23 protein-coding genes and 1 tRNA gene are annotated in these 23,773 nt (G+C 70.4%); 9 read left to right on the top strand and 15 right to left on the bottom strand.

The annotated features are described in order from the left end of the window. Positions 1–48: 48 nt before the first annotated feature. Positions 49–1,737 carry a sodium:solute symporter family protein gene (locus AQJ58_RS17425; RefSeq protein WP_067251143.1) on the bottom strand — a complete coding sequence of 563 codons (1,689 nt, stop codon included), beginning with the start codon at positions 1,735–1,737 and terminating at the stop codon, positions 49–51. 152 nt (positions 1,738–1,889) lie between these two features. Here AQJ58_RS17425 and galT point away from each other — a divergent pair, with 152 nt between their 5' ends. The 3 genes from galT to galK are packed head-to-tail and all read left to right on the top strand — an operon-like array spanning position 1,890 to position 5,076. Further along, complete coding sequence (gene galT, locus AQJ58_RS17420; RefSeq protein ID WP_067251141.1) at positions 1,890–2,951, top strand: galactose-1-phosphate uridylyltransferase; 1,062 nt, start codon at positions 1,890–1,892, stop codon at positions 2,949–2,951. Further along, positions 2,948–3,910: a UDP-glucose 4-epimerase GalE gene (galE, locus tag AQJ58_RS17415; protein WP_067251139.1), complete on the top strand. Its 963-nt coding sequence runs from the start codon at positions 2,948–2,950 to the stop codon at positions 3,908–3,910. Before galT ends, galE begins: the two co-directional genes overlap by 4 nt. 11 nt (positions 3,911–3,921) lie before the next feature. After that, on the top strand, positions 3,922–5,076 hold the full coding sequence (galK, locus tag AQJ58_RS17410; protein WP_067251137.1) for a galactokinase: 1,155 nt from the start codon (positions 3,922–3,924) through the stop codon (positions 5,074–5,076). A gap of 53 nt (positions 5,077–5,129) precedes the next feature. On the opposite strand, the gene AQJ58_RS17405 is transcribed toward galK, so the two are convergent. Beyond that, entirely contained in the window at positions 5,130–5,585 is a 456-nt protein-coding gene (locus AQJ58_RS17405; RefSeq protein ID WP_067251136.1) for a GNAT family N-acetyltransferase, read from the bottom strand. 272 nt (positions 5,586–5,857) lie between these two features. Here AQJ58_RS17405 and AQJ58_RS17400 point away from each other — a divergent pair, with 272 nt between their 5' ends. After that, positions 5,858–6,661 carry a response regulator transcription factor gene (locus AQJ58_RS17400; RefSeq protein WP_067251134.1) on the top strand — a complete coding sequence of 268 codons (804 nt, stop codon included), beginning with the start codon at positions 5,858–5,860 and terminating at the stop codon, positions 6,659–6,661. Positions 6,662–6,738: 77 nt separating this feature from the next. Here AQJ58_RS17400 and AQJ58_RS17395 read toward each other — a convergent pair whose 3' ends face one another. Further along, entirely contained in the window at positions 6,739–7,236 is a 498-nt protein-coding gene (locus AQJ58_RS17395; protein WP_067251132.1) for a MarR family winged helix-turn-helix transcriptional regulator, read from the bottom strand. 104 nt (positions 7,237–7,340) lie between these two features. On the opposite strand from AQJ58_RS17395, the gene AQJ58_RS17390 reads away from it, so the two are divergent. Next, entirely contained in the window at positions 7,341–8,138 is a 798-nt protein-coding gene (locus tag AQJ58_RS17390) for a trans-aconitate 2-methyltransferase (protein ID WP_067251131.1), read from the top strand. 106 nt (positions 8,139–8,244) lie between these two features. Further along, positions 8,245–8,418: a CsbD family protein gene (locus AQJ58_RS40815; RefSeq protein ID WP_079078993.1), complete on the top strand. Its 174-nt coding sequence runs from the start codon at positions 8,245–8,247 to the stop codon at positions 8,416–8,418. A gap of 84 nt (positions 8,419–8,502) precedes the next feature. Here AQJ58_RS40815 and AQJ58_RS17385 read toward each other — a convergent pair whose 3' ends face one another. After that, on the bottom strand, positions 8,503–9,189 hold the full coding sequence (locus tag AQJ58_RS17385) for a TetR/AcrR family transcriptional regulator (RefSeq protein WP_067251129.1): 687 nt from the start codon (positions 9,187–9,189) through the stop codon (positions 8,503–8,505). Continuing rightward, positions 9,186–10,196, bottom strand: coding sequence for an acyl-CoA desaturase (locus AQJ58_RS17380; RefSeq protein WP_067251127.1), 1,011 nt, complete (start codon positions 10,194–10,196; stop codon positions 9,186–9,188). Before AQJ58_RS17380 ends, AQJ58_RS17385 begins: the two co-directional genes overlap by 4 nt. A gap of 317 nt (positions 10,197–10,513) precedes the next feature. Here AQJ58_RS17380 and ppc point away from each other — a divergent pair, with 317 nt between their 5' ends. Next, on the top strand, positions 10,514–13,255 hold the full coding sequence (ppc, locus tag AQJ58_RS17375; RefSeq protein ID WP_067251126.1) for a phosphoenolpyruvate carboxylase: 2,742 nt from the start codon (positions 10,514–10,516) through the stop codon (positions 13,253–13,255). Between the two features lie 80 nt (positions 13,256–13,335). Here the strand turns inward: ppc and AQJ58_RS17370 are convergent, their stop codons facing one another. The 8 genes from AQJ58_RS17370 to AQJ58_RS17335 form a co-directional block, all read right to left on the bottom strand. Next, positions 13,336–14,061, bottom strand: coding sequence for an LPXTG cell wall anchor domain-containing protein (locus tag AQJ58_RS17370; protein ID WP_067251124.1), 726 nt, complete (start codon positions 14,059–14,061; stop codon positions 13,336–13,338). 135 nt (positions 14,062–14,196) lie between these two features. Further along, complete coding sequence (locus tag AQJ58_RS17365) at positions 14,197–14,778, bottom strand: hypothetical protein (RefSeq protein ID WP_079078992.1); 582 nt, start codon at positions 14,776–14,778, stop codon at positions 14,197–14,199. Between the two features lie 41 nt (positions 14,779–14,819). Next, positions 14,820–15,422 (bottom strand): aminoacyl-tRNA hydrolase, encoded by a 603-nt coding sequence (pth, locus tag AQJ58_RS17360; protein WP_067251120.1) that lies wholly within the window; start codon positions 15,420–15,422, stop codon positions 14,820–14,822. A gap of 84 nt (positions 15,423–15,506) precedes the next feature. Beyond that, positions 15,507–16,103 (bottom strand): 50S ribosomal protein L25/general stress protein Ctc, encoded by a 597-nt coding sequence (locus AQJ58_RS17355; protein WP_067251118.1) that lies wholly within the window; start codon positions 16,101–16,103, stop codon positions 15,507–15,509. A 183-nt stretch (positions 16,104–16,286) separates the two neighbouring features. Continuing rightward, positions 16,287–17,261, bottom strand: coding sequence for a ribose-phosphate diphosphokinase (locus AQJ58_RS17350; protein ID WP_067251117.1), 975 nt, complete (start codon positions 17,259–17,261; stop codon positions 16,287–16,289). Positions 17,262–17,342: 81 nt separating this feature from the next. After that, positions 17,343–18,791, bottom strand: a complete 1,449-nt coding sequence (glmU, locus tag AQJ58_RS17345) for a bifunctional UDP-N-acetylglucosamine diphosphorylase/glucosamine-1-phosphate N-acetyltransferase GlmU (protein ID WP_079078991.1) — start codon at positions 18,789–18,791, stop codon at positions 17,343–17,345. Between the two features lie 111 nt (positions 18,792–18,902). Next, a tRNA-Gln gene (locus tag AQJ58_RS17340) sits at positions 18,903–18,979 on the bottom strand. A 14-nt stretch (positions 18,980–18,993) separates the two neighbouring features. Then, positions 18,994–19,854, bottom strand: coding sequence for a hypothetical protein (locus AQJ58_RS17335; protein ID WP_067251113.1), 861 nt, complete (start codon positions 19,852–19,854; stop codon positions 18,994–18,996). A 133-nt stretch (positions 19,855–19,987) separates the two neighbouring features. Between AQJ58_RS17335 and AQJ58_RS17330 the strand changes: the two genes are divergently transcribed. Beyond that, on the top strand, positions 19,988–21,298 hold the full coding sequence (locus AQJ58_RS17330) for a sensor histidine kinase (RefSeq protein ID WP_067251111.1): 1,311 nt from the start codon (positions 19,988–19,990) through the stop codon (positions 21,296–21,298). A 9-nt stretch (positions 21,299–21,307) separates the two neighbouring features. Here AQJ58_RS17330 and AQJ58_RS17325 read toward each other — a convergent pair whose 3' ends face one another. Together AQJ58_RS17325 and AQJ58_RS17320 are read right to left on the bottom strand one after the other, a co-directional pair. Continuing rightward, positions 21,308–21,805 carry an SUKH-3 domain-containing protein gene (locus AQJ58_RS17325; RefSeq protein WP_067251109.1) on the bottom strand — a complete coding sequence of 166 codons (498 nt, stop codon included), beginning with the start codon at positions 21,803–21,805 and terminating at the stop codon, positions 21,308–21,310. 120 nt (positions 21,806–21,925) lie between these two features. After that, positions 21,926–22,459: a YwqJ-related putative deaminase gene (locus AQJ58_RS17320; RefSeq protein ID WP_067251107.1), complete on the bottom strand. Its 534-nt coding sequence runs from the start codon at positions 22,457–22,459 to the stop codon at positions 21,926–21,928. A gap of 314 nt (positions 22,460–22,773) precedes the next feature. Here AQJ58_RS17320 and AQJ58_RS17315 point away from each other — a divergent pair, with 314 nt between their 5' ends. Beyond that, the gene (locus AQJ58_RS17315; RefSeq protein ID WP_107122072.1) at positions 22,774–23,766 is read left to right on the top strand and encodes an SMI1/KNR4 family protein; all 993 of its coding nucleotides are present in this window, start codon (positions 22,774–22,776) and stop codon (positions 23,764–23,766) included. Positions 23,767–23,773 lie beyond the last annotated feature (7 nt).

Below are 23,773 nucleotides of genomic sequence, written 5' to 3'. Positions count from 1 at the left end.
CTCCAGTCTCCCGCGCGCGGAGGTCCCCCGCGCGGGGCGCGAGCGGGCTCAGATCGAGAACGGGATGTAGCAGGCCGCCGCCAGGATCACGGCCCCCCAGCCCAGCAGGGCCGGCCTGCGGTACCAGGCGTCGTCGCCGGCCGCGGGGGGTTCGGCCATGCCGGGGGAGCGGGTGCCGTAGACCAGGCCCTGCAGCTCCTCGTCGGGCTTGGGCGCGGTGAACAGCGAGACCGCCACCATGACGACCGCTCCGGCCACGAACCCGGCGATGGCGGAGACGAAGTTCGCGCCCTGGTCGGTGGGGATGCCGATGACGTCCTGCTTGTAGAGGACGAAGTAGTTGACCATCGCCGCGGTGGTGCCGGCGAGCAGCCCCCAGAAGCCCGACTTCTTCGACGCGCGCTTCCAGAACATCCCCACGATGAAGACCACGAACATGGGGACGTTGAAGAAGGAGAACAGCGTCTGCAGGTAGCTCATGATGTTGGAGAAGGAGGAGGCCAGGAAGGCCGTCCCGACCGAGGCGGCGACCCCGATCGCGGTGATCAGCCGGCCGAAGCGGACGTAGTACGCGTCCTCGCGGCCGCGCACCACGTACTTCGCCCAGATGTCGGTGGTGAACACCGTGTTGAAGGAGGACACGTTGGCCGCCATGCCGGCCATGAACGCCGCGAGCAGACCGGTCACCGCGATGCCGAGCACGCCGTTGGGCAGCAGCTCCACCATCAGGAACGGGATCGCGTCGTTGTACTGGTAGCCGGAGTCGCCGGTGCCGAACCCCGGGATGAGGGCCGCCGCGACCAGGCCCGGGATCATCACCAGGAACACGATGAAGATCTTCGGGTACGCGGCGATGAGCGGCGTCCGCTGGGCGGCGGAGAGGTTCTTCGCCGACAGGGCGCGCTGGACCTCGGCGAAGTTCGTCGTCCAGTAGCCGAAGGAGAGGACGAAGCCGAGGCCGAGCACGATCGTGAGCCAGTTCGCGCCCAGCGGGTTGTCGCTGCCGATGCCGGTGCCGCCCCAGGCGGTCGTGAAGTTCTCCCCGTGGGTCGCGGTCAGCTTGTCGGTGAGGCCGTCCCAGCCGTTCACCCGCTTCAGGCCGAGCACCGACAGCGGGATCAGCGCGGCCAGGATCACGAAGAACTGGAGCACCTCGTTGTAGATCGCCGAGGACAGGCCGCCCAGGGTGATGTACGCGAGGACGAAGAAGCCCGCGACCACGATGGCCACCCACTGCGGCCAGCCCAGCAGGGCCTCCACGACGATCGCCAGCGCGTAGAGGTTGACGCCCGCGATGAGGATCGCCGCGAAGGCGAAGAGGACCGAGCTGAGCAGATGGGCCCCCCGGTCGAAGCGCAGCAGCAGGAACTCGGGCACCGAGCGGACCTTGCTGCCGTAGTAGAACGGCATCATCACCAGGCCGAGGAACACCATCGCGGGGATGGCGCCGATCCAGTACCAGTGCACGGTGTAGGCGCCGTACTGGGCGCTGTTCGCGGCCATGCCGAGGATCTCGGTGGCGGCGAGGTTGGCCGAGATGAAGGCGAGGCCGGTGATCCAGGCGGGCAGCGAGCGCCCGGAGAGGAAGAAGTCGAGGCTGGTCTTCACCGACTTGCGGGCGGCGAAGCCGATGCCCAGGACGACGACGAAGTAGATGCCGAGGATCGTGTAGTCGAGCGCGTTCGTGGGGAGCCGCAGCTCGGCTGCCAGCTGCACGGGGTGTGGGGGGGTCTGCATCCGGAGCTCACCTTGTTCTGGTGGTCTTTGTTTGGTTGTGGGGGGTTACTTCCCGCGCGTGTTTATGTTTCTATGTGTGCGGTTCTGTTTGAAGTCTTACTCGGTACCTGCTTGGCACTTACTAGGCACTTACTTGGCAATGGAGAGTCGCGGTGAAGAAGACCTCGACCCGGCTGGCCGACGGTCGTGAGCTGATCTACTACGACCTGCGGGACGACTCGGTACGCGACGCGGTGGACCGGCGTCCGCTGGACCCCACGGTCACCACTTCGGAGGTACGCCGGGACCCGCTGCTGGGCGACTCGGTCGCGATCGCCTCGCACCGGCAGGGGCGCACCTACCACCCGCCTGCCGACGAATGCCCGCTGTGCCCCTCCCAGGGCGAGCGGCTCAGCGAGATCCCGGACTCGTCGTACGACGCCGTCGTCTTCGAGAACCGCTTCCCCTCCCTGGCCGGCGACTCCGGGCGGTGCGAGGTGGTCTGCTTCACCTCCGACCACCACGCGTCCTTCGCCGACCTCACCGAGGAGCAGGCGCGCCTCGTCCTCGACGCGTGGACGGACCGGACGTCCGAGCTGTCGCATCTGCCCTCCGTCGACCAGGTCTTCTGCTTCGAGAACCGCGGTGCCGAGATCGGTGTGACACTGGGTCACCCGCACGGGCAGATCTACGCCTACCCGTTCACCACCCCCCGCACCGCCCTGATGCTGCGTTCGGTCGCCGCGCACAAGGACGCCACCGGCGGGGAGAACCTCTTCGACGCCGTCCTGGAGCGTGAACTCGCGGGCGAGCGGGTCGTCCTGGAGGGTGAACACTGGGTCGCCTTCGTGCCGTACGCGGCGCACTGGCCGTACGAGGTGCACCTGTACCCCAAGCGCCGCGTCCCCGACCTGCTCGCGCTCGACGAGGAGGCCCGCGCGGAGTTCCCCAAGGTCTACCTGGAACTTCTGCGGCGCTTCGACCGTATCTTCGGTGACGGTGAACCGCCCACGCCCTACATCGCCGCCTGGCACCAGGCGCCGTTCGGCGCGCTGGAGGAGTTCGACGGCGTCAACCGCGACGACTTCGCACTCCACCTCGAGCTTTTCACCATCCGCCGGACGTCCGGCAAGCTGAAGTTCCTCGCGGGCTCCGAATCCGGCATGAACGTCTTCATCAACGACGTGCCACCGGAGCGCGCGGCCGAGCGACTGCGAGAGGTAGCGAGTTCATGAAGTACCTGGTGACCGGAGGGGCCGGCTACGTCGGCGGCGTCGTCGCCCAGCACCTGCTGGAGGCGGGGCACGAGGTCGTGGTCCTCGACAACCTCTCCACCGGCTTCCGCGAGGGCGTCCCCGCCGGCGCCGCCTTCGTCGAGGGCGACATCCGCGACGCCGCCAAGTGGCTCGACGCCTCCTTCGACGCCGTCCTGCACTTCGCCGCGTCCTCGCAGGTCGGCGAGTCCGTCGTGAAGCCCGAGAAGTACTGGGACAACAACGTCGGCGGCACCATGGCCCTGCTCGCCGCCATGCGCGACGCGGGCGTGCGCAAGCTCGTCTTCTCCTCCACCGCCGCCACCTACGGCGAGCCCGAGCAGGTCCCGATCGTCGAGACCGCGCCGACGAAGCCCACCAACCCCTACGGGGCCACCAAGCTCGCCGTCGACCACATGATCACCGGCGAGGCGGCGGCGCACGGCCTGGGCGCGGTCTCCCTGCGCTACTTCAACGTCGCGGGCGCCTACGGGGCGCACGGCGAGCGCCACGACCCCGAGTCGCACCTCATCCCGCTCGTCCTCCAGGTCGCCCAGGGCCGCCGCGAGGCCATCTCCGTCTACGGCGACGACTACCCGACCCCCGACGGCACCTGCGTGCGCGACTACATCCACGTCGCCGACCTCGCCGAGGCCCACCTCCTCGCCGTCGCCGCCGCCACCCCGGGCGAGCACCTCATCTGCAACCTGGGCAACGGCAACGGCTTCTCGGTCCGCGAGGTCATCGAAACCGTCCGCGAGGTCACCGGCCACCCGATCCCGGAGATCGTGGCCCCCCGCCGGGGCGGCGACCCGGCCGTCCTGGTCGCCTCCGCGGCCACCGCCCGTGAACGGCTGGGCTGGAACCCCTCCCGCGCGGACCTCGCCGGAATCGTCGCGGACGCCTGGGAGTTCGCTCAGCACATCGCAAGGGAGCAGTAGTGGCGGCAGCAGTGGCGGCACAGGAAGTGCGCGAGGCGTTCGCCGGGCTGTACGGCGCCGAGCCCGACGGGGTGTGGGCCGCGCCCGGGCGCGTCAACCTCATCGGTGAGCACACCGACTACAACGACGGCTTCGTGATGCCCTTCGCGCTGCCGCACCAGGCGCTCGCCGCGGTCTCCCGGCGCGAGGACGGAGTCCTGCGCCTGCACTCCTCCGACATCGAGGGCGGTGTCGCCGAGCTCCGCCTCGACGACCTCGTCCCGGAGTCCGACGCGAGCTGGACGGCGTACCCCGCGGGGGTCGTCTGGGCGCTGCGCGAGGCCGGCCACCCGGTCACCGGCGCCGACATCCACCTCACCTCGACGGTCCCGACCGGCGCGGGCCTGTCCTCGTCGGCGGCGATCGAGGTCGTCGTGGCCCTCGCCCTGAACGACCTCTACGCACTGGGCCTGCAACGCTGGCAGCTCGCCCGCCTGTGCCAGCGCGCGGAGAACGTCTACGTGGGCGCCCCCACCGGGATCATGGACCAGACGGCCTCGGCCTGCTGCGAGGAGGGCCACGCCCTCTTCCTCGACACCCGCGACCTGTCCCAGAAGCAGATCCCGCTCGACCTCGCGGCCGAGGGGATGCGGCTGCTCGTCGTGGACACCCAGGTCAAGCACTCCCACAGCACCGGCGAGTACGGCAAGCGCCGCGAGGGCTGCGAGAAGGGCGCCGCCCTGCTCGGCGTCGACGCCCTGCGGGACGTCCCGTTCGCCGACCTGGATGCGGCCCTCGCCCGCCTCGGCGACGAGGAGGAGGTCCGCCGCCTGGTCCGCCACGTCGTCACCGAGGACGCGCGCGTCGAACGCACGGTCGCCCTGCTGGAGGCCGGCGACACCCGCGCCGTCGGCCCGGTCCTCACCGAGGGCCACGCCTCCCTGCGCGACGACTTCCGGGTCTCCTGCCCCGAGCTGGACCTGGTCGTCGACACCGCCGTCGCCCACGGCGCCCTCGGCGCCCGGATGACCGGCGGCGGCTTCGGCGGCTCCGCGATCGTCCTCGCCGACACCGCCGAGGTCGACACCCTCACCAAGGCGATCGAGGAGGCCTTCGCCGCGGCCGGCCACACGGCTCCCCGCGTCTTCGAGGCGGTCCCCTCGGCGGGAGCCCGCCGCCTGATCTGACCGGCCGTCAGGACGAACGGGGTGGGGCGGGACCGGGGCGGGACCCCTCCGCCTCACCCCAGCCGTTTCGTCAGCGTGTACTCCGTGACGCCCGGCGGATAGTCCTCGATCACGCACACCACGTCGTAGCCCAGGCGCCGGTAGAAGTCCGGCGCCTGGAAGTCCCAGGTCTCCAGACGGACGTGACGGCAGCCCCGCTCCTCGACCGCGACCCGTTCCGCCTCGCCGAGGAGCCGGCTGCCGAGGCCTGAGCCCCGGTGGCGCTCGTCCACCCAGAGCAGGGCCACGTGCAGCCAGGCCGTCCACGTGTGACCGACCAGCCCGCCCGCCAGTTCCCCGTCCGCGTCCGCGGCCCACACGTGCAGCGGGGTCTCCCGCTCGGCGGGGGTGCCGCGCAGCGCCCGCAGGACGGGAGAGGCCGCCGTGTTGGTGTCGCGGAGCCGCGAGCGAAGAAGATCGCGCCTGGTGCTGTCGACTTCTGTCTCAAGACGAAACATGCGGCACACCATAAACGCCCTGGCCAACCAGTTCTGTGTTTTTCCTTCCGCCGCCCGCCCACAGCCCTACCCTGATGAACAGCACCGGTGGGGGCCGGTGCCGATCAGGGGGCGAGACAGTCGGGTACGGCGCCCGGAGTCGGGGTAGCAGTCTCTGCACGGCGGCGGCCGTGCGGTGACCCCCATCCCCTCCGGGCGTCGTACCCGCGCCGGTCGTCGTTCTCCGTCTCTGAGGACCTTGGGGTATCCCCTGCTCCGGACAGGAGCCTGGGGAAGGGGGTTTCGTGGTTCGCATCCGAGTCCTGGTCGTCGACGACCACCGCATCTTCGCCGAGTCGCTCGCCGCGGCGCTCGCCGCGGAGCCCGACGTCGACGTCTCCGCGGCCGGCAGCGGCCCCGCGGCGCTGCGCAGCCTGGAGCGCGCGGCCGCCGAGGGACGCCGCTACGACGTGCTGCTCGTCGACGCCGATCTCGGCGCCGGAGCGGGAGCGGGAGGTGGTCCGGGCGGTGCGCTGCCCGGTATACGGCCCGCCGCGCCCGTGCACGAGGTGGGAGAGGACGGGCTCGTCGACGGGATCTCCCTGGTCTCGGGGGTGCGCTCCGGCCAGCCCCATGTCCGGGTCGTCGTCCTCGCCGAGAAGGACGACCCGCGCCGCGCCGCCCTCGCCCTCCAGGCCGGGGCCTCGGGATGGGTCGCCAAGGACTGCTCGCTGTCACGGCTGCTCACCGTCATCCGCGGGGTGCTGCGCGAGGAGACCCATCTGCCGCCCGCCCTGCTCACCGGCGTCCTGCGCGAACTCACCGCCGCCCGCAAGCACCGCACCGAGAGCGAGCGGCTCGTGGAGTCCCTCACCCCGAGGGAACGCGAAGTGCTCCGGTGCATGGTGGCGGGCCTGGGGCGCAAAGCCGTCGCCGAGCGCCTCTTCCTGTCCCCGCACACCGTCCGCACCCATATGCAGAACGTCCTCGGGAAACTGGGCGTCCACTCCACCCTGGCCGCCGTCGCCCTGGCCCGCAGGGCGGGCGTGGGACCGGTGGACCTGGGGCCTGCCGGGCAGATCAGGGCGGAGGAAACCCACAGCGCCTGACCGGCCGCGTGAGCGGGCCGGGCCCCGCGTCTTCGCCCTGATCCGCCCTGTTCCGCCTGGATCCGCCCGGCGGGCCCTCAGCCGGGGATGTTGTCGAACGGTGCGGTCAGCTGGCGTAGCAGGGAGGCCAGTTCGCCGCGCTGCGCGTGCGAGAGCTCGGCCAGGATCGCCCGTTCCTGGTCGAGCAGTCCGGCCAGCGCCTGGTCGGCGCGGTCCTTGCCGTCGTCGGTGAGGCGGACGAGCACACCGCGCCGGTCGCTCGGGTCCGGCAGCCGCTCCACCAGGCCCTTCTTCGCGAGCCGGTCGATCCGGTTCGTCATCGTGCCCGAGGTCACCAGCGTCTGCGTCAGCAGCTGCCCGGGGGAGAGCTGGTACGGCGCCCCCGCACGCCGCAGCGCGGTCAGCACGTCGAACTCCCAGGGCTCCAGCTGATGCTCGGAGAACGCCAGCCGGCGCGCCCGGTCCAGATGCCGGGCCAGTCTGCTCACCCGGCTGAGTACTTCCAGCGGCTCCACGTCGAGGTCGGGGCGCTCCCGGCGCCACGCTGCGACCAGCCGATCGACCTCGTCCTCCATGGCGGTCAGTGTAGTGGTTGTGTCGACATGAAGTCTCTTGACGTCAAGTCTCTTGTCGCCAAGTCTCTTGACGTCAAGAGAAATGCGGGGGGAAGGTTACGGGTATGACGACCAACCCCTCCTGGAACCCCGCCCAGTACCTCCGCCACGCCGGCCACCGCGCCCGCCCCTTCCACGACCTCCTCGCCCGCGTCCCCGACCTCCCCGGCGACCCGCCCCGCATCGCCGACCTGGGCTGCGGCCCCGGAAACGTCACCGCCGTCCTCGCCGACCGCTGGCCCACCGCCCGCATCACCGGCTACGACAACTCCCCGCAGATGCTTGCCGACGCCGCAGCCCACGCCGGCCCGCGCCTCGACTTCGCCCACGCCGACCTGACCACCTGGACCCCCGGCGAGACCTACGACCTGCTGATCTCCAACGCCGCCCTGCACTGGGTCCCCGGCCACCTCGACGCCCTCCCCGCCTGGCTCGACGGCCTCGCCCCCGGCGGCACCCTCGCCTTCCAGGTCCCCCACAACACCGACGCCCCCCTGCACGCCCTCATGCGCGCCCTCGGCGACACCCCCCGCTGGAAGGACCGCCTCGCCCACGTCCTGCGCCCCGCGGACTCCGTCCACGCCCCCGGCGTCTACCTCGACCGCCTCGCCCGCCTCGGCTGTGCCACCGACGTCTGGACGACGACGTACCACCACGTCCTCACGGGCGAGGACCCCGTCCTCGACTGGGTCAAGGGCACCGGACTGCGCCCCGCCCTCGACGCCCTCGCCGACGACCCCGAGGCCCGGGACGCCTTCGTCACCGAGTACCGCGACCTGCTCCGCGAGGCCTACCCGCGCACCCCGTACGGCACCGTCCTGCCCTTCCGCCGCCTGTTCGCCGTCGCCACCAAGGGGGCGTGAGACGACCGGCCAGAGTTCCTCGCACCCGTGTTTGAGGAGCGGCGCACCGGCCACTCGGGACGGTGCCGACGCAACCGCGGCCCGACGAACCGAGGGGTGAACCACCATGGCAGGCGACCAGAAGGCCAAGGGGAAGAAGGAACAGCTCAAGGGCAAGGCCAAGGAGGCAGTCGGCCGGGCGACGCGCGACGTGCCGCTGGAGGCCGAGGGCCGCGCCGAACAGGCCAAGGGCGACGCCCGCCAGGCCAAGGAGAAGACGAAGGACATCTTCAAGCACTGACACGTACGGGCACACAAGCAGGCACCGAGCACGGGCGGACGAGCCCGGAGACGCCGGGCGAGCACGGGCGGGCGAGCGAACGGGCTAGGCCTTGCGGCGACCTATGAGGTGCGGCTTCGCCTCCAGCCCGTCCAGCCCGTGCCAGGCCAGATTGACCAGATGGGCCGCGACCTCGGCCTTCTTCGGCCGGCGCACGTCCAGCCACCACTGGCCGGTCAGCGCCACCATCCCCACCAGCGCCTGCGCGTACAGCGGCGCCAGCTTGGGATCGAAACCGCGGCTCTTGAACTCACGCCCCAGGATGTCCTCCACCTGGGTGGCGATGTCCGAGATCAGCGAGGCGAAGGACCCCGTCGACTGCGGGATCGGGGAGTCCCGGACCAGGATCCGGAACCCGTCCGTGTACTCCTCGATGTAGTCGAGGAGCGCGAACGCCGCCTGCTCGCACAGCTCACGGGGATGACCGGCGGTGAGCGAACTCGTCACCATGTCCAGCAGCCGCCGCATCTCCCGGTCCACGACGACCGCGTACAGCCCCTCCTTGCCGCCGAAGTGCTCGTACACCACCGGCTTGGAGACCCCGGCCTTCGCCGCGATCTCCTCCACCGACGTGGCCTCGAAGCCCTTCGCCGCGAACAGGGTGCGACCGATCTCCAGCAACTGCTGGCGCCGCTCGGCCCCCGTCATCCGGGTGCGCCGGGCGCGCCGCGGCTTCGCTTCGCCGCCTGGACTGGGGGTACTGCTGGAGTCGGTCGCCACGGCGTCAATCATGCCGCCTTCGCGGCCGCCTTCCGGCGCCGGGAGCCGTCCGCGTCCGTGTTGCGACGCGAATCGATACGCGAGCGTGACGGCCAGCGCACGTCGTACGCCCACCCGAACGCCTCGAACCACCGGATCAGCCGCGCCGAGGAGTCGAGCTGCCCCCGCATCACACCGTGCCGCGCCGACGTCGGATCCGCGTGGTGCAGGTTGTGCCAGGACTCACCGCAGGACAGCACGGCCAGCCACCACACGTTGCCCGAGCGGTCCCGCGACTTGAAGGGCTGCTTGCCCACCGCGTGGCAGATCGAGTTGATCGACCAGGTGACGTGGTGCAGCAGCGCCACCCGCACCAGCGACCCCCAGAAGAACGCCGTGAACGCGCCCCACCAGGACATCGTCACCAGCCCGCCCACCAGCGGCGGGATCGCCAGGGACACCACCGTCCAGAGGATGAACTGCCGCGAGACGGCCCGGATCGCCCCGTCCTTGATCAGATCCGGCGCGTACTTGTCCTGCGGGGTCTGCTCCTCGTCGAACATCCAGCCGATGTGCGCCCACCACAGGCCCTTCATCAACGCCGGGACCGTCTCCCCGAACCGCCACGGCGAATGCGGGTCGCCCTCCGCGTCCGAGAACTTGTGGTGCTTGCGGTGATCCGCCACCCAGCGCACCAGCGGCCCCTCCACGGCCATCGACCCCATGACCGCCAGCGCGATCCTCAGCGGCCGTTTCGCCTTGAAGGAACCATGCGTGAAGTACCGGTGGAAACCGATCGTGATGCCGTGGCACCCCAGGTAGTACATGAAGACCAGCAGGCCCAGGTCCAGCCAGCTGACCCCCCACCCCCAGGCCAGCGGCACCGCCGCGAGCAGCGCCAGGAACGGAACGATGATGAAGAGGAGAAGGGTGATCTGCTCCAGCGAACGCTTCTGCTCGCCACCGAGCGTCGCGGAGGGAAGTGGAGCGCCGTCGTTCGCCTTCGGGGCGTCGTCGATCACATCGGAGCTCGTGGTCATGGGGCGTCCCCTGGGGGGTTCGAGGATGGTGTGGCAGGTCGCCGGGTCACGGCCACCTCACGCAGGATGCCGTGTACAGCTTCCTACGGTTCCGTAACCTACGGCATCGTAAGTATGGCAGTGCGCTGCCCGGCGGCAAGAAGCCCGACCGTCTGCGCGTCCCGTCCGCCACCTATCCTTGGTGACGGTCGGACAGCGCGGTCCGCTCTGTTTTCTTCCCGGATGTCCGGCCCGTATGCGGCACCCGCCGCCAGGACGGTCCCGGGCCCGCCCAGACGAGCCTCAGACGAGCTTCACCACTGCAAGGAGCCGCACCTGTGAGCAGTGCCGACGACCAGACCGAGTCCACGGCGACCACCAGTACCGAACTGAGGGCCGACATCCGCCGACTGGGTGACCTCCTCGGAGAGACCCTCGTCCGGCAGGAGGGCCCCGAGCTGCTCGACCTGGTCGAGAAGGTCCGCCGTCTGACCCGCGAGGACGGAGAGGCCGCCGCCGAGCTGCTGCGCGGTACCGAACTGGAGACCGCGGCCAAGCTCGTCCGCGCCTTCTCCACCTACTTCCACCTCGCCAACGTCACCGAGCAGGTCCACCGCGGCCGCGAGCTGCGCGCCCGGCGCGCCGCCGAGGGCGGTCTCCTCGCCCGCACCGCCGACCGCCTCAAGGACGCCGACCCCGACCACGTCCGGGAGAGCGTCCGCAACCTGAACGTGCGCCCGGTGTTCACCGCCCACCCGACCGAAGCCGCGCGCCGGTCGGTACTGAACAAGCTCCGGCGCATCGCCGCGCTCCTGGACACCCCCGTCATCGAGGCCGACCGCCGGCGCCACGACACGCGCCTGGCCGAGAACATCGACCTCGTCTGGCAGACCGACGAACTGCGCGTCGTGCGCCCCGAGCCCGCCGACGAGGCCCGCAACGCGATCTACTACCTCGACGAGCTGCACGCGAACGCCGTCGGCGACGTCCTGGAGGACCTCACCTCCGAGCTGGAGCGGGTCGGCGTCCACCTCCCCGAGGACACCCGCCCGCTCACCTTCGGCACCTGGATCGGCGGCGACCGCGACGGCAACCCCAACGTCACCCCCCAGGTCACCTGGGACGTCCTGATCCTCCAGCACGAACACGGCATCAACGACGCCCTGGAGATGATCGACGAACTGCGCGGCTTCCTGTCGAACTCCATCCGCTACACCGGCGCGACGGAAGAACTGCTCGACTCCCTGAAGGCCGACCTCGAACGCCTGCCCGAGATCAGCCCCCGCTACAAGCGCCTCAACGCCGAGGAGCCCTACCGCCTCAAGGCCACCTGCATCCGGCAGAAGCTGGAGAACACCAAGCAGCGCCTCGCCAAGGGCACCCCGCACGAGCCCGGCCGCGACTACCTCGGCACCGGCGAACTCCTCGCGGACCTCACCCTCGTCCAGAGCTCCCTGCGCGAGCACCGCGGCGGCCTCTTCGCCGACGGCCGCATGAACCGCACCATCCGCACCCTGGCCGCCTTCGGCCTCCAGCTCGCCACCATGGACGTCCGCGAACACGCCGACGCCCACCACCACGCCCTCGGCCAGCTCTTCGACCGCCTCGGCGAGGAGTCCTGGCGGTACGTGGACATGCCCCGCGAATACCGTACGAAGCTGCTGGCCAAGGAGCTGCGCTCCCGCAGGCCGCTCGCCCCCACCCCGGCCCCCGTCGACGCGGCCGGCGAGAAGACCCTCGGCGTCTTCCTCACCGTCAAGCGGGCCCTCGAGGTCTTCGGACCCGAGGTCATCGAGTCGTACATCATCTCCATGTGCCAGGGCGCCGACGACGTCTTCGCCGCCGCTGTCCTCGCCCGCGAGGCCGGCCTCGTCGACCTGCACGCAGGCTGGGCCAAGATCGGCATCGTGCCCCTCCTGGAGACCACCGACGAACTCAAGGCCGCCGACACCATCCTGGAGGACATGCTCTCCGACCCCTCCTACCGGCGCCTCGTCGCGCTGCGCGGAGACGTCCAGGAGGTCATGCTCGGCTACTCCGACTCCTCCAAGTTCGGCGGCATCACCACCTCCCAGTGGGAGATCCACCGCGCCCAGCGCCGACTGCGCGACGTCGCCCACCGCTACGGCGTGCGCCTGCGCCTCTTCCACGGCCGCGGCGGCACCGTCGGCCGCGGCGGCGGCCCCTCGCACGACGCGATCCTCGCCCAGCCCTGGGGCACCCTCGAAGGCGAGATCAAGGTCACCGAACAGGGCGAGGTCATCTCCGACAAGTACCTCATCCCCTCCCTGGCCAGGGAGAACCTGGAACTGACGGTCGCCGCCACGCTCCAGGCCTCCGCCCTGCACACCGCGCCCCGCCAGTCCGTCGAGGCACTCGCCCGCTGGGACGCCGCGATGGACGTCGTCTCCGACGCGGCGCACGCGGCGTACCGCGAGCTGGTCGAGGACCCCGACCTGCCGACGTACTTCCTCGCCTCCACGCCGGTCGACCAGCTCGCCGACCTGCACCTGGGCTCCCGGCCCTCCCGCCGCCCCGGATCGGGCGTCTCGCTCGACGGGCTGCGCGCCATCCCGTGGGTCTTCGGCTGGACCCAGTCCCGCCAGATCGTCCCCGGCTGGTACGGCGTCGGCTCCGGCCTGAAGGCCCTGCGCGAGGCGGGCCTCGACACCGTGCTCGACGAGATGCGCGAACAGTGGCACTTCTTCCGCAACTTCATCTCCAACGTCGAGATGACCCTCGCCAAGACCGATCTGCGGATCGCCCAGCACTACGTCGACACCCTCGTCCCCGACGACCTCAAGCACGTCTTCGACCGCATCAGGGCCGAGCACGAGCTCACCGTCGCCGAGGTCCTCAGGATCACCGGCGAGCGCGAACTGCTGGACGCCACCCCCGTCCTCAAGCAGACCTTCAGCATCCGCGACGCCTACCTCGACCCGATCTCCTACCTCCAGGTGGCCCTGCTCAAGCGGCAGCGCGACGCCGCGGCCGCGGGCGCCGAACCCGACCCGCTGCTCTCCCGCGCCCTGCTCCTCACGGTCAACGGCGTGGCGGCGGGCCTGCGCAACACCGGCTGAGCCAGGACGACAGACACGCAAGGGTGCCCCCGAGCCTCGGAGAAGTACGCGGCTCGGGGGCACCCGGCTTTTTCCGTACGTCAGGCTCGGCGCCGCCGGGCCACGAGGTAACCGCCGGCACCCACCAGCGCCGCCGCGAGGGCCGCCAGGACACCGACGGGCGCCCCGTTGCCGGTCTCGGCGAGAGAGCCGGTGCCGCCCTGCGGGGTGGACGCCGCGGACGGAGTCGCACCCGACGAGGACGAGGGCTCGACGGACCCGGAGGGCGAAGCCGAGGCCGAGGGGGAGGTGGAGGTGGAGGCCGAGGGGGAGCCGGACGGCGAACCGGACGGCGAACCGGACGGCGACGCCGATGACGTCCCGGACGGCGAGGTCGACGGGGACGGACCGCCGCCGCCCTCCTGCGCGCAGTCCACCTTGAACACCTTGTGCTTCGCGGCCCCCTTCTCACCCTCGAAGTTCCAGAACAGCTTGTACTGGCCGTCGGGCAGCGACAGATCCTGGGTCCGGCCGTGACCGTCCGAGTCGAGCGTGATCGAGCCCGACTTTACGGTCTCGCCCTTCTCGGCGTCGTTGTCCGCCCAGGCCTCGATGTGCCAGGCGACCTGCTGGAGCCCGTCGAAGTCGAAGGCGTCCAGATAGAACGCGCAGACCTTGGGCTCGTCACGCCGGTCGGACTCGGCGGTCGTCGACCGGTGGGTCTTCACATCGCCGTTGTCGCCTTTGGCCGCGTGGGCGGCGGGAGCCAGCAGCAGGGCCGCAGAGGAGGCGACGGCGACGACTCCGGCCCGGGTGAGGGTACGCATGAGGCAGTCCATCTTCGAGTGACGAAAGGGAAGATGTGGAGGGGGCGACTCAGCTTCCAACCGCCCTTGACCGCCGGTCAATCACCAACAGGCAACATAAGGGCGCCACCCACCAAAGAACCGCGCCGAAACCGATCAGATCGCCACGAAAGCGGCGGTCAGCAACGCCACCCCCGACCCCGCCAGCGCCCACCCCCACCGCACCCGCCCCAACCCGCCCGCCACCACCACCGACGCCAGCAACAGCGCACCCCCCATCGGCACCCACGCGTACAGCACCCCCGCAGGACCCGACCGCACCACCTCGTCACCGTCCGGCTTGACCAGCACCGGGTAGGTCCGCCCCGTGCGCACCGCCACCGACTTCTCGATCACCACCCGCGACCGCGCCGTCGACCCCTGAGACAACGGCGTGTACGGCCCCGAACAGGTCCGCGCACCACACCAGGTCACCGCGACCGTGCCGTGCTCCCGCCCCTTCGTCAGCATCACCTGCTGCGCCGTACCCCACGAACCCCACACCCCGGCGAACAGGATCAGCGCCGCGACCGCCCCCATCGCCGCGAGCCGCCCGAGACGCAGGACGGCCACGGACGCCCGACGCGCCGGAGGAGGAGCACCCCTCCTGCGGCCTGGACGGCCTGGACGGTCTTGACGGCCTGGACGGCCCTTCCGGCGATGGGACGGGACAGCAGCGACAGGCATGGCCGGGATCATTGGCCAAGCCTCAGCGGTCAGTCAACCTCCGAGGGCGAACCTCACGAGTTGTACGTACCCTGCGCCCGCTCCAGCCCCTCGATCACCAGACACTCCACCGCGTCCGCCGCCCGGTCCACGAACCAGTCCAGCTCCTTGCGCTCCGACGACGAGAAATCCTTCAGCACGAAATCCGCCACCTGCATCCGCCCCGGCGGACGCCCGATCCCGCACCGCACCCGGTGGTACTCCGCACCCATCGCCTTCGTCATCGACTTCAGACCGTTGTGCCCGTTGTCCCCACCGCCCAGCTTCACCCGCAGCGTGCCGTAGTCGATGTCCAGCTCGTCGTGCACCGCCACGATGTTCGCCACCGGCACCTTGTAGAAGTCACGCAGCGCGTTCACCGGACCACCGGACAGATTCATGAACGACATCGGCTTCGCCAGGATCACCCGCCGGTTCTCCGGCCCCGGCGGCCCGATCCGCCCCTCCACCACCTGGGCCTGCGCCTTGCCCGCCCGCTTGAACCTCCCCCCGATCCGCTCGGCCAGCAGATCGGCCACCATGAAACCGACGTTGTGGCGATTGCCGGCGTACTCAGGACCGGGATTGCCGAGGCCCACGATCAGCCACGGGGCGTTGGCGGGGGTCGTCACGTCCATGTCTCCTTACGCAGCAGCCGCTGCTCCCCCCGGACAGGGGAAACAGCGGCTGGAGCTGATGTACCGCTACGAAAGCTACGCGGCTCAGGCCTCGGCGGCCTCTTCGCCCTCGGCGCCCTCGCCCGCCGGGGCCTCCTCGGCCTGCGCGGCCAGCACCTGCAGCACGACGGCGTCGCCGTCCACGGCCAGGGTGACCCCCTTCGGCAGCTTGACGTCCTTCGCGAGGACGGAGGCACCGGCCTCCAGGCCCTCGACGGAGACCGAGACGCCCTCGGGGATGTGGGTGGCCTCGGCCTCGACCGGAAGGGCGTTCAGGACGTGCTCCAGCAGGTTGCCGCCGGCGGCCAGCTCACCCTCGGCGTGGACCGGGATCTCGACCGTGACCTTCTCGCCACGCTTGACCAGCAGCAGGTCGACGTGCTCCAGGAAGCCCTTGATCGCGTCACGCTGCACGGCCTTCGGGATGGCCAGCTCGTTGGTCTTGCCGTCGATGTCCAGGGAGATCAGGACGTTCGGCGTACGCAGCGCGAGCAGCAGGTCGTGGCCCGGGAGGGTCAGGTGCAGCGGGTCCGAACCGTGGCCGTACAGGACACCGGGAACCTTGGCGTCACGACGGATACGACGGGCGGCACCCTTGCCGAACTCGGTGCGGGTCTGGGCGGAGATCTTGACCTCGGACATGATCACTCCTCGTAGGAACTCGGATCGGACGTGGTCACCCGGCCACGAACGGCCTGCTACGAAGAGCGCGTCGATAACGGAGCGTCGCATCCAAGGATGCGGCCTCCCTCGCCGAGCAACTGGGGAAGTCTACTCGGCGAAGGAGGCCACAGAAAAATCGATCATCCTGAGAGGCGAACAGCCCTACTGCTCGTCGAACAGGCTCGTCACGGACCCGTCCTCGAACACCTCACGCACCGCGCTCGCGATCGTGTGCGCGATCGACAGAACCGTGATCTTGTCCAGCTCCAGCTCACCCGGCGTCGGCAGCGTGTTGGTGAACACGAACTCGCTGACCTTCGAGTTCTTCAGACGGTCGGCCGCCGGACCCGACAGCACACCGTGCGTCGCCGTCACGATGACGTCCTCCGCACCGTGCGCGAACAGCGCGTCCGCCGCGGCACAGATCGTGCCACCCGTGTCGATCATGTCGTCGACCAGCACACAGACCCGGCCCTTGACCTCGCCCACGACCTCGTGGACCGTCACCTGGTTCGCCACGTCCTTGTCACGCCGCTTGTGCACGATCGCCAGCGGCGCACCCAGCCGGTCGCACCAACGGTCCGCCACCCGCACCCGGCCCGCGTCCGGCGACACCACGGTCAGCTTCGCGCTGTCCACCTTGCTGCCCACGTAGTCCGCCAGCAGCGGCAGCGCGAACAGGTGGTCCACCGGACCGTCGAAGAAGCCCTGGATCTGGTCCGTGTGCAGATCCACCGTCAGGATCCGGTCCGCACCCGCCGTCTTCATCAGGTCCGCAATCAGCCGCGCCGAGATCGGCTCACGGCCCCGGTGCTTCTTGTCCTGCCGCGCATAGCCGTAGAACGGCACGATCACCGTGATCGAACGCGCCGAAGCACGCTTCAGCGCGTCGATCATGATCAACTGCTCCATGATCCACTTGTTGATCGGAGCCGTATGGCTCTGGATCAGGAAGCAGTCCGCACCACGCGCCGACTCCTGGTAGCGGACGTAGATCTCACCATTGGCGAAGTCGAAGGCCTTCGTCGGGACGACCCCGACACCCAGCTCGTGGGCGACCTCCTCGGCAAGCTCGGGGTGGGCGCGGCCGGAGAAGAACATCAACTTCTTCTCGCCGGTCGTCTTGATCCCGGTCACAGCACTGTCTCCTCAGAGGTCTCTCAGGGGTGCGGGTTCGCACATATCACGGTACGCCGTGTTTGACGCACCTGTTTCCGGTCAGCCTTCGCCCTCGCCCTGCCGCACAGCCGCCTCGGCAGCCTGCGCGGCGGCACTCCCCGGACGCTTGCGAGCCACCCAACCCTCGATATTCCGCTGCTGACCACGGGCCACGGCCAGCGAACCGGGCGGCACGTCCTTCGTGATCACGGACCCGGCGGCGGTGTACGCACCGTCCCCGACCGTGACAGGAGCCACAAACATGTTGTCCGACCCCGTACGGCAGTGCGAGCCGATGGTGGTGTGATGCTTGTCCTGTCCGTCGTAGTTCACGAACACGCTCGCGGCACCGATGTTGCTGAACTCACCGATCGTCGCGTCCCCCACATAGGACAGGTGCGGGATCTTCGTCCCCTCCCCGATCGACGCGTTCTTCGTCTCGACGTACGTCCCGATCTTGCCCTTCGCCCCCAGCCGCGAACCCGGCCGCAGATACGCGTACGGCCCCACGCTCGCCTGCGCGCCGATGTGCGACGCATAGGCGACCGTGTTGTCCACCCGGGCCCCCGCACCCACGACCGTGTCCGTCAGCCGGCTGTTCGGACCGACCTCCGCACCCTCACCGAGATGCGTCGCACCGTGCAACTGCGTGCCCGGGTGGACGACCGCGTCCTGCTCGAAGGTGACCGTGACGTCGACCCAGGTGGTGGCGGGATCGATGACGGTCACACCGGACAGCATGGCGGCGGTCAGGAGCCGGTCGTTGAGAATCCGGCGCGCCTCGCTCAGCTGCACCCGGTTGTTGATCCCGGCGATCTCCCGGTGATCGGCGGCGACGGACGCGCCCACCCGATGCCCGGCCTCGCGCAGAATCCCGAGGACGTCCGTGAGGTACTCCTCACCCTGGCTGTTGTCCGTCCGCACCTTCTTCAGCGCGTCCGCGAGCAGCGCCCCGTCGAACGCGAACACCCCGGAGTTGATCTCCTGGATCGCCCGCTGGGCCGCGGAGGCGTCCTTGTGCTCCACGATGGCCGTGACGGCACCCGACGCCTCGTCCCGCACGATCCGCCCGTACCCGGTGGCGTCCGGCACCTCGGCGGTCAGCACGGTGACCGCGTTGCCGTCGCCGTGGTGGGTCGCGGCCAGCGCGGACAGGGTCGCGCCGGTCAGGAGGGGGGTGTCGCCGCAGACGACGACCACGGTCCCGTCCACCCGGCTGCCCAGCTCCTCCAGCGCGATCCGCACGGCATGACCGGTGCCGTTCTGCTGCTCCTGCACGGCGGTGCGTACGGCGGCGTCGACCTCGGCGAGGTGCGCGGTGACCTTCTCGCGCGCGTGCCCGACGACGACGACCAGGTTCTCGGGGTCCAACTCGCGGGCGGCGGCCAGCACATGCCCGACGAGACTGCGGCCGCAGAGCTCGTGCAGGACCTTGGGTGTGGCCGACTTCATACGGGTGCCCTCACCCGCTGCGAGAACGACGACGGCTGCCGGGCGAATGGCGCTCACGAATGTGCCCTTCGGCTGTGGAGTGAGGTGGGGACACCCGAAGGATACCGGGGCGTTTCCTGGCGGACATGAGAGCGGGCCCTGACGGTGCTGTCAGGGCCCGCGAACCGGCTCCCGGGGCAGGAGTCGAACCTGCGTCTTACCTGGATTCAAAGTCCAGTCGCCCCTACCGACAGAGCAACCCGGGATTGCCGGGGTCAGCCTACGGGGTTCGCTGATCGGCTGCCACCACCATGCCCTTCCACCAACCCTCGATCTGGCGGTACAACTCGGCTGCCTGCGATACTCGGATCACCAGGCAGCCTCGGTAGTTCTCTCCCACGTTCTTGCGGACGGTCTTGGGGTTGTGCTTCTTGATTGTCGTCCTCTGGAAAGCCGAGACGTCTACGCCGACGAGGTCCGCCCAGTAGCAGTTGGCGCCCTCTACGTCCGCGGTGATGTGGATCATCACGCGGTAGGACAGGCGCTCCGGCTCCACACCGAGCAGGTTGAGCCATGCCAGGTAGAGCTTGATCACGCCTGGATCGCTGTTGACGAAAATGACGGTCTCGCGGCGGGCGTACGTCTTGTCCTTGGTGCCTTCCGCCCAGTACAGGGCGACGCCGGCCACGAAGAGTTCACGGTCTGACATCTCGCCGATCTGCGCCATTGCGGTTGCCTTGGTCTGCTGTCGCTTCTCGTCGCGCACCGCGAGTTCGTGCTCCCACCTCATGCGGTTCGCCAGCCGCGCCTGCTCCGCCGGAGCGCGCCGTTCCGGCCTCGGTAGATCCCGTACCCACAGCGACACTGAGCTCCGGGAGCAACCCAGTTCGACCTCGATCTGGTCGTATGTCCAGCCTTGCAGCCGGAGCTCCCGTGCCTTCGCCCTCAGGTCGTCCTTTGCTCGCGGGCGCTTCGTCCACTCCGGTGGGGGCTCGCCCTTCACCAGCCTGTTGAGGATGTCGTTGTTGTAGATCTTCAGCTCGTCACGGATCTGCCGAAGGCTGTAGCCCGCCCGCCGCAAGGTGATCGCCCGCTCCCGGAGGGTCTCGAAGTCCGCGTACTTGCCGGGTGAATGTGCCATACGCATACCGTCCAGCCGGAATGGAGGGTTCCGGGGTCGAACGGGCGCAGTTCACCTGTTCGAGGGAAAGTGCCTGGTTTCGGTCGTAGAAAGTCGACAGAAACAGACGGGGCCCCGCCCGTAGGCTGGAGGCATGACCTCGACGGGGGAAGAGACCGCGGCGGAACGGAGGGGGCCACTGTGGTGGCCCAGGTGGCGAAGCGCCGCGTTCGACTGGAGCCTGGCCGCGGTGTCCGCCGTGGAGTGCGCGGCGGAGGGGGTGGCGTTCGCCCGGGACGCCGGGATCCCGGTGGCGGTGGGGGTCGTCTTCGGGTGGCTCGCGGGGTCGGTGCTGGTGGTGCGGCGGCAGTGGCCGATCGCCGTGGTGCTGGTGGCGATCGCGATCACGCCGGCCCAGATGGGCTTCCTGATGGGCCTGGTCGGGCTGTACACGCTCGCCGCGTCCGAGCTGCCCCGCCGGATCACCGCCTCGCTCGCCGGGATGCAGCTGGTGGGGACGTTGATCGTGACGTTCGTCCGGGTGCGGCAGAGCATGGACGCGGGGCGGCTGACCATCGGGGACTGGTTCATCCCGTTCGCGGCGCTGGTGATGTCGCTGGGCCTGACCGCGCCGCCGGTCCTGCTGGGGCTGTACGTCGGTCAGCGGCGCCGGCTGATGGAGAGCCTGCGGGAGCGGGCGGACAGCCTGGAGCGGGAGTTGCAGCTGCTCGCGGAGCGGGCGGAGGAGCGGGCGGAGTGGGCGCGGGGGGAGGAGCGGACGCGGATCGCGCGGGAGATGCATGACGTGGTCGCGCACCGGGTGAGCCTGATGGTGGTGCATGCGGCGGCGTTGCAGGCCGTGGCGCGCAAGGATCCGGAGAAGGCCGTGCGGAACGCCGCGTTGGTGGGGGACATGGGGCGGCAGGCGTTGACGGAGTTGCGGGAGATGCTGGGGGTGCTGCGCAGCGGGGGTGAGCGGGAGCGGGCGGCGGCGTCGGTGCCGTTGGCGGCGGTGGGGGTGGCGGCAGCGGCGGCGGCTTCGCGGGCGGTGGTGGAGCAGCACGGTGAGGGGCCGTGTCTGGAGGAGTTGGAGGAGTTGATCGGGCAGTCGGAGGCTGCGGGGATGGTGGTGGAGCTGTCGGTGGAGGGGGAGGTGCGCTCGTATGCGGGGGAGATCGAGCAGACGGCGTACCGGGTGGTGCAGGAGGCGTTGACGAACGTGCACAAGCATGCGGCGGGGGCGAAGACGCACGTGCGGTTGGCGCATCGGGTGGCGGAGATCGCGATGCAGGTGGAGAACGGGCCGCCGCCGGAGGCGGGTGCGGCGGGTTCGGCGGGGTTGCCGTCCGGGGGGAACGGTCTGGTGGGGATGAAGGAGCGGGTGGTGGCGCTGGGTGGGGTGTTCGTGTCGGGGCCGACGGAGGCGGGGGGTTTCCGGGTGTCGGCGGTGATTCCGTCTGCGTGAGGGGGGTGGTCAGCCGGCGGTGAGGCGTACGGGTTCGATGCCGGAGACGAGGGTGGCGAGGGCGTGGTCGATGTCGGGGCCGAGGTACCAGTCGCCGGTGTGGTCGAGGGCGTAGACGCGGCCTTCGGCGTCGATGGCGAGGAGGGAGTGGGTGTCGGTCTCGGTGCCGAGGGGGCTGACGTCGGTGTCGAGGGCGCGGCCGAGGTCGGCGAGGGTGCGGGCCATGTGGAGGCCGTGGAGGGGGTCGAGGTGCAGGGGTGTGGGGGCGACCTGCCGGCCGGGTCCGGCGGGGGTGAGGGTGAGGCCGCCGAATTCGGCCCAGGCTTCGACGGCGGCGGGGAAGACGGCGTGGCGGTGGCCGGCGGGGCTGGTGTGGTCGCGGAGGGTGTCGGCCCAGATCTCGGCCTGTTTGATGTCCCAGCGTCCGGGTTGCCAGCCGGCGGCGCGCAGGGTGGCGTCCACGGGGACGGGGAAGCGGGTGGTTGAGGTGCGCGGGTCCGGGTGCATCGGCCTTCGTTCGTCGTTCGCGGTGCGTCTTGCGCGGTGTTTCGTTCGCGGTGTTTCGTTCGCGGTGCGTCTGCGCGGTGCTTGGTTCGCGGTGCTTGGTTCGCGGTGCTGGTGGGGGCGTCAGTCGCCGGCTTCCGGGTCGACGATGCGGACGCCGAAGTGGGCGCTGAGGGCGGTGCAGGCGCGGCAGGGTGCGGCGAAGCTGCCGTGCAGCGGGTCGCCGTCCTCGCGGATGCGGCGGGCGGTGAGTTTGGCTTGTTTCAGTGCCTTGCGGGCTTCGCCGTTGGTCATGGGTTTGCGGGCGGCGCGTCTGCTGCGGGCGGCGTCGGCGGCCGCGATGTGGCGGGAGATGAGGAGTGCTTCGGCGCAGCGTCCGGTGAAGCGGTCGCGCTGGGCGCTGCCGAGGGTGTCGAGGAAGTCCTGGACGAGGTGGTGCAGGGCCGGTGGCTGGTCGCCGCGGGCCGCGGTGCCGGTGAGGGTGGCGCCGCGCACGGAGAGGGCTGCGGCGATGGTGGGGAGTATGCCGTCGCGGCGGTGACGGAGTGTGGGGGTGTGGGGGGTCTCGGTGCTGGACCAGCCGATGCGGGGGTCGCCTGATGCGGGCGTTTGCGGCCCGTTGTGCTGCCCCGTTTGCGTTACGTTCATGATCGTCATCCCCTCCCGAGCATGCCCTCGGACGTCACAGGGTGCCAAATGGCGTGGCTGGTGGGGAAGCTGGGCGGTGCGACACGCCCGTGTTCGGGCGGTCCGTGAGGGTGGGGTGACGGCTGGTCACGGGTGCGGGGGGCGTCGGACGGAGCGCCGGTGACCCGTGTCGTCGTACCGCATAGGCTGTCGGCACCGTGACGCGCGCGGTGGGCGCGTGTGGGAAACCGTTGGAGACAGTCGATACGGGGCGTGGTGGGCCGGGTCCGGAAGCGGGACCGGTCGCTGCGGGCCGTACCAGAGTGCCGCAGGGGGCAACCGCCATGACGACGAGTCGGCTCGGGCAGCAAGCCGCGCCGCCCAACGCGGCCTATGCCGGGCAGGTCGTGCACTTCCCGGATCCGGTGCGTGCGGCGCGGCACCCGAGGGGGGTGCGGATCGACGAGCGCGGTTATCCGGATTTCTCGCCGTACGCGCGTGCGGCGGCGGAGATCGCGGATCCCCCGGAGGGTTTCGGGGTGGACGAGTTGCGGCTGACGGACTACGTGTCGGCGAACGCGGTGCTGGCGGCGTCGGGTCACGCGTTGTGGGACACGGTGCCGAACGTGGCGACGCCGCACGGCTGGACGTGGCACCACGTGGTGGGTTCGCGGCGGCTGGAGCTGGTTCCGGTCGAGGTGAAGGCGTTGCTGAGGCATCACGGTGGCCTGGCGACGGCGGCGGTGGACCAGGGGAAGCGGGGGACGCGGCCGTTGCAGGAGACGCGTCCGGCGCATGTGGGGCTGCCGAAGTCGGGTGTGGCGGTGACGGAGGCGCAGGTGCAGGGGGTCGAGGAGGACCTGGGGTACCGGCTGCCGGGGGCGTACCGGTCGTTCCTGAAGGCGGCGGGCGGGTGTGCGCCGGTGGGCGCGGCGCTCGACGCCGAGCTGGGGCTGCTGGTGGACCAGCCGTTCTTCACGGTGCGGGACGAGGCGGCGGTCAATGACCTGGTGTACGTCAACAAGTGTCTGCGGGACCATCTGACGAAGGACTACCTGGGCGTCGGGTTCGTGCAGGGCGGCCTGCTCGCGGTGAAGGTGAAGGGCGAGCGGGTCGGTTCGGTGTGGTTCTGCGCGTACGACGACGTCCGGGACGTGGATCCCGCGTTGCCGCCCGCGGAGCGTACGCAGCGGCTGCTGCTGCCGTGCGGTGACGACTTCGACGTGTTCCTGTCGCGGCTGGCCGGTAATCCGCCGGAGCTGGAGACGGTGGCGAATCTGATGGTGGACGGCGGGTTCGCGCGTGCGGTGCCCGTGGCGTCCGGTGCGGGGGAGTGAGCTGAGC

It is taken from the genome of Streptomyces sp. DSM 15324 (assembly GCF_001514285.1).
Lineage (GTDB): Bacteria > Actinomycetota > Actinomycetes > Streptomycetales > Streptomycetaceae > Streptomyces.
Note: the sequence above shows the minus strand (reverse complement) of the source record. Positions and strands in the feature narration are given on the sequence as shown.

What these genes read in the sequence shown, in the direction of transcription:
- AQJ58_RS17425 (WP_067251143.1), bottom strand. Translation starts at nt 1,737, where the DNA reads ATGCAGACCCCCCCACACCCCGTGCAGCTGGCAGCCGAGCTGCGGCTC.
- galE (WP_067251139.1), top strand. Translation starts at nt 2,948, where the DNA reads ATGAAGTACCTGGTGACCGGAGGGGCCGGCTACGTCGGCGGCGTCGTC.
- AQJ58_RS17405 (WP_067251136.1), bottom strand. Translation starts at nt 5,585, where the DNA reads ATGGTGTGCCGCATGTTTCGTCTTGAGACAGAAGTCGACAGCACCAGG.
- AQJ58_RS17395 (WP_067251132.1), bottom strand. Translation starts at nt 7,236, where the DNA reads ATGGAGGACGAGGTCGATCGGCTGGTCGCAGCGTGGCGCCGGGAGCGC.
- AQJ58_RS17390 (WP_067251131.1), top strand. Translation starts at nt 7,341, where the DNA reads ATGACGACCAACCCCTCCTGGAACCCCGCCCAGTACCTCCGCCACGCC.
- AQJ58_RS40815 (WP_079078993.1), top strand. Translation starts at nt 8,245, where the DNA reads ATGGCAGGCGACCAGAAGGCCAAGGGGAAGAAGGAACAGCTCAAGGGC.
- AQJ58_RS17385 (WP_067251129.1), bottom strand. Translation starts at nt 9,189, where the DNA reads ATGATTGACGCCGTGGCGACCGACTCCAGCAGTACCCCCAGTCCAGGC.
- AQJ58_RS17380 (WP_067251127.1), bottom strand. Translation starts at nt 10,196, where the DNA reads ATGACCACGAGCTCCGATGTGATCGACGACGCCCCGAAGGCGAACGAC.
- AQJ58_RS17370 (WP_067251124.1), bottom strand. Translation starts at nt 14,061, where the DNA reads ATGCGTACCCTCACCCGGGCCGGAGTCGTCGCCGTCGCCTCCTCTGCG.
- AQJ58_RS17365 (WP_079078992.1), bottom strand. Translation starts at nt 14,778, where the DNA reads ATGATCCCGGCCATGCCTGTCGCTGCTGTCCCGTCCCATCGCCGGAAG.
- pth (WP_067251120.1), bottom strand. Translation starts at nt 15,422, where the DNA reads ATGGACGTGACGACCCCCGCCAACGCCCCGTGGCTGATCGTGGGCCTC.
- AQJ58_RS17355 (WP_067251118.1), bottom strand. Translation starts at nt 16,103, where the DNA reads ATGTCCGAGGTCAAGATCTCCGCCCAGACCCGCACCGAGTTCGGCAAG.
- AQJ58_RS17335 (WP_067251113.1), bottom strand. Translation starts at nt 19,854, where the DNA reads ATGGCACATTCACCCGGCAAGTACGCGGACTTCGAGACCCTCCGGGAG.
- AQJ58_RS17330 (WP_067251111.1), top strand. Translation starts at nt 19,988, where the DNA reads ATGACCTCGACGGGGGAAGAGACCGCGGCGGAACGGAGGGGGCCACTG.
- AQJ58_RS17325 (WP_067251109.1), bottom strand. Translation starts at nt 21,805, where the DNA reads ATGCACCCGGACCCGCGCACCTCAACCACCCGCTTCCCCGTCCCCGTG.
- AQJ58_RS17320 (WP_067251107.1), bottom strand. Translation starts at nt 22,459, where the DNA reads ATGACGATCATGAACGTAACGCAAACGGGGCAGCACAACGGGCCGCAA.
- AQJ58_RS17315 (WP_107122072.1), top strand. Translation starts at nt 22,774, where the DNA reads ATGACGACGAGTCGGCTCGGGCAGCAAGCCGCGCCGCCCAACGCGGCC.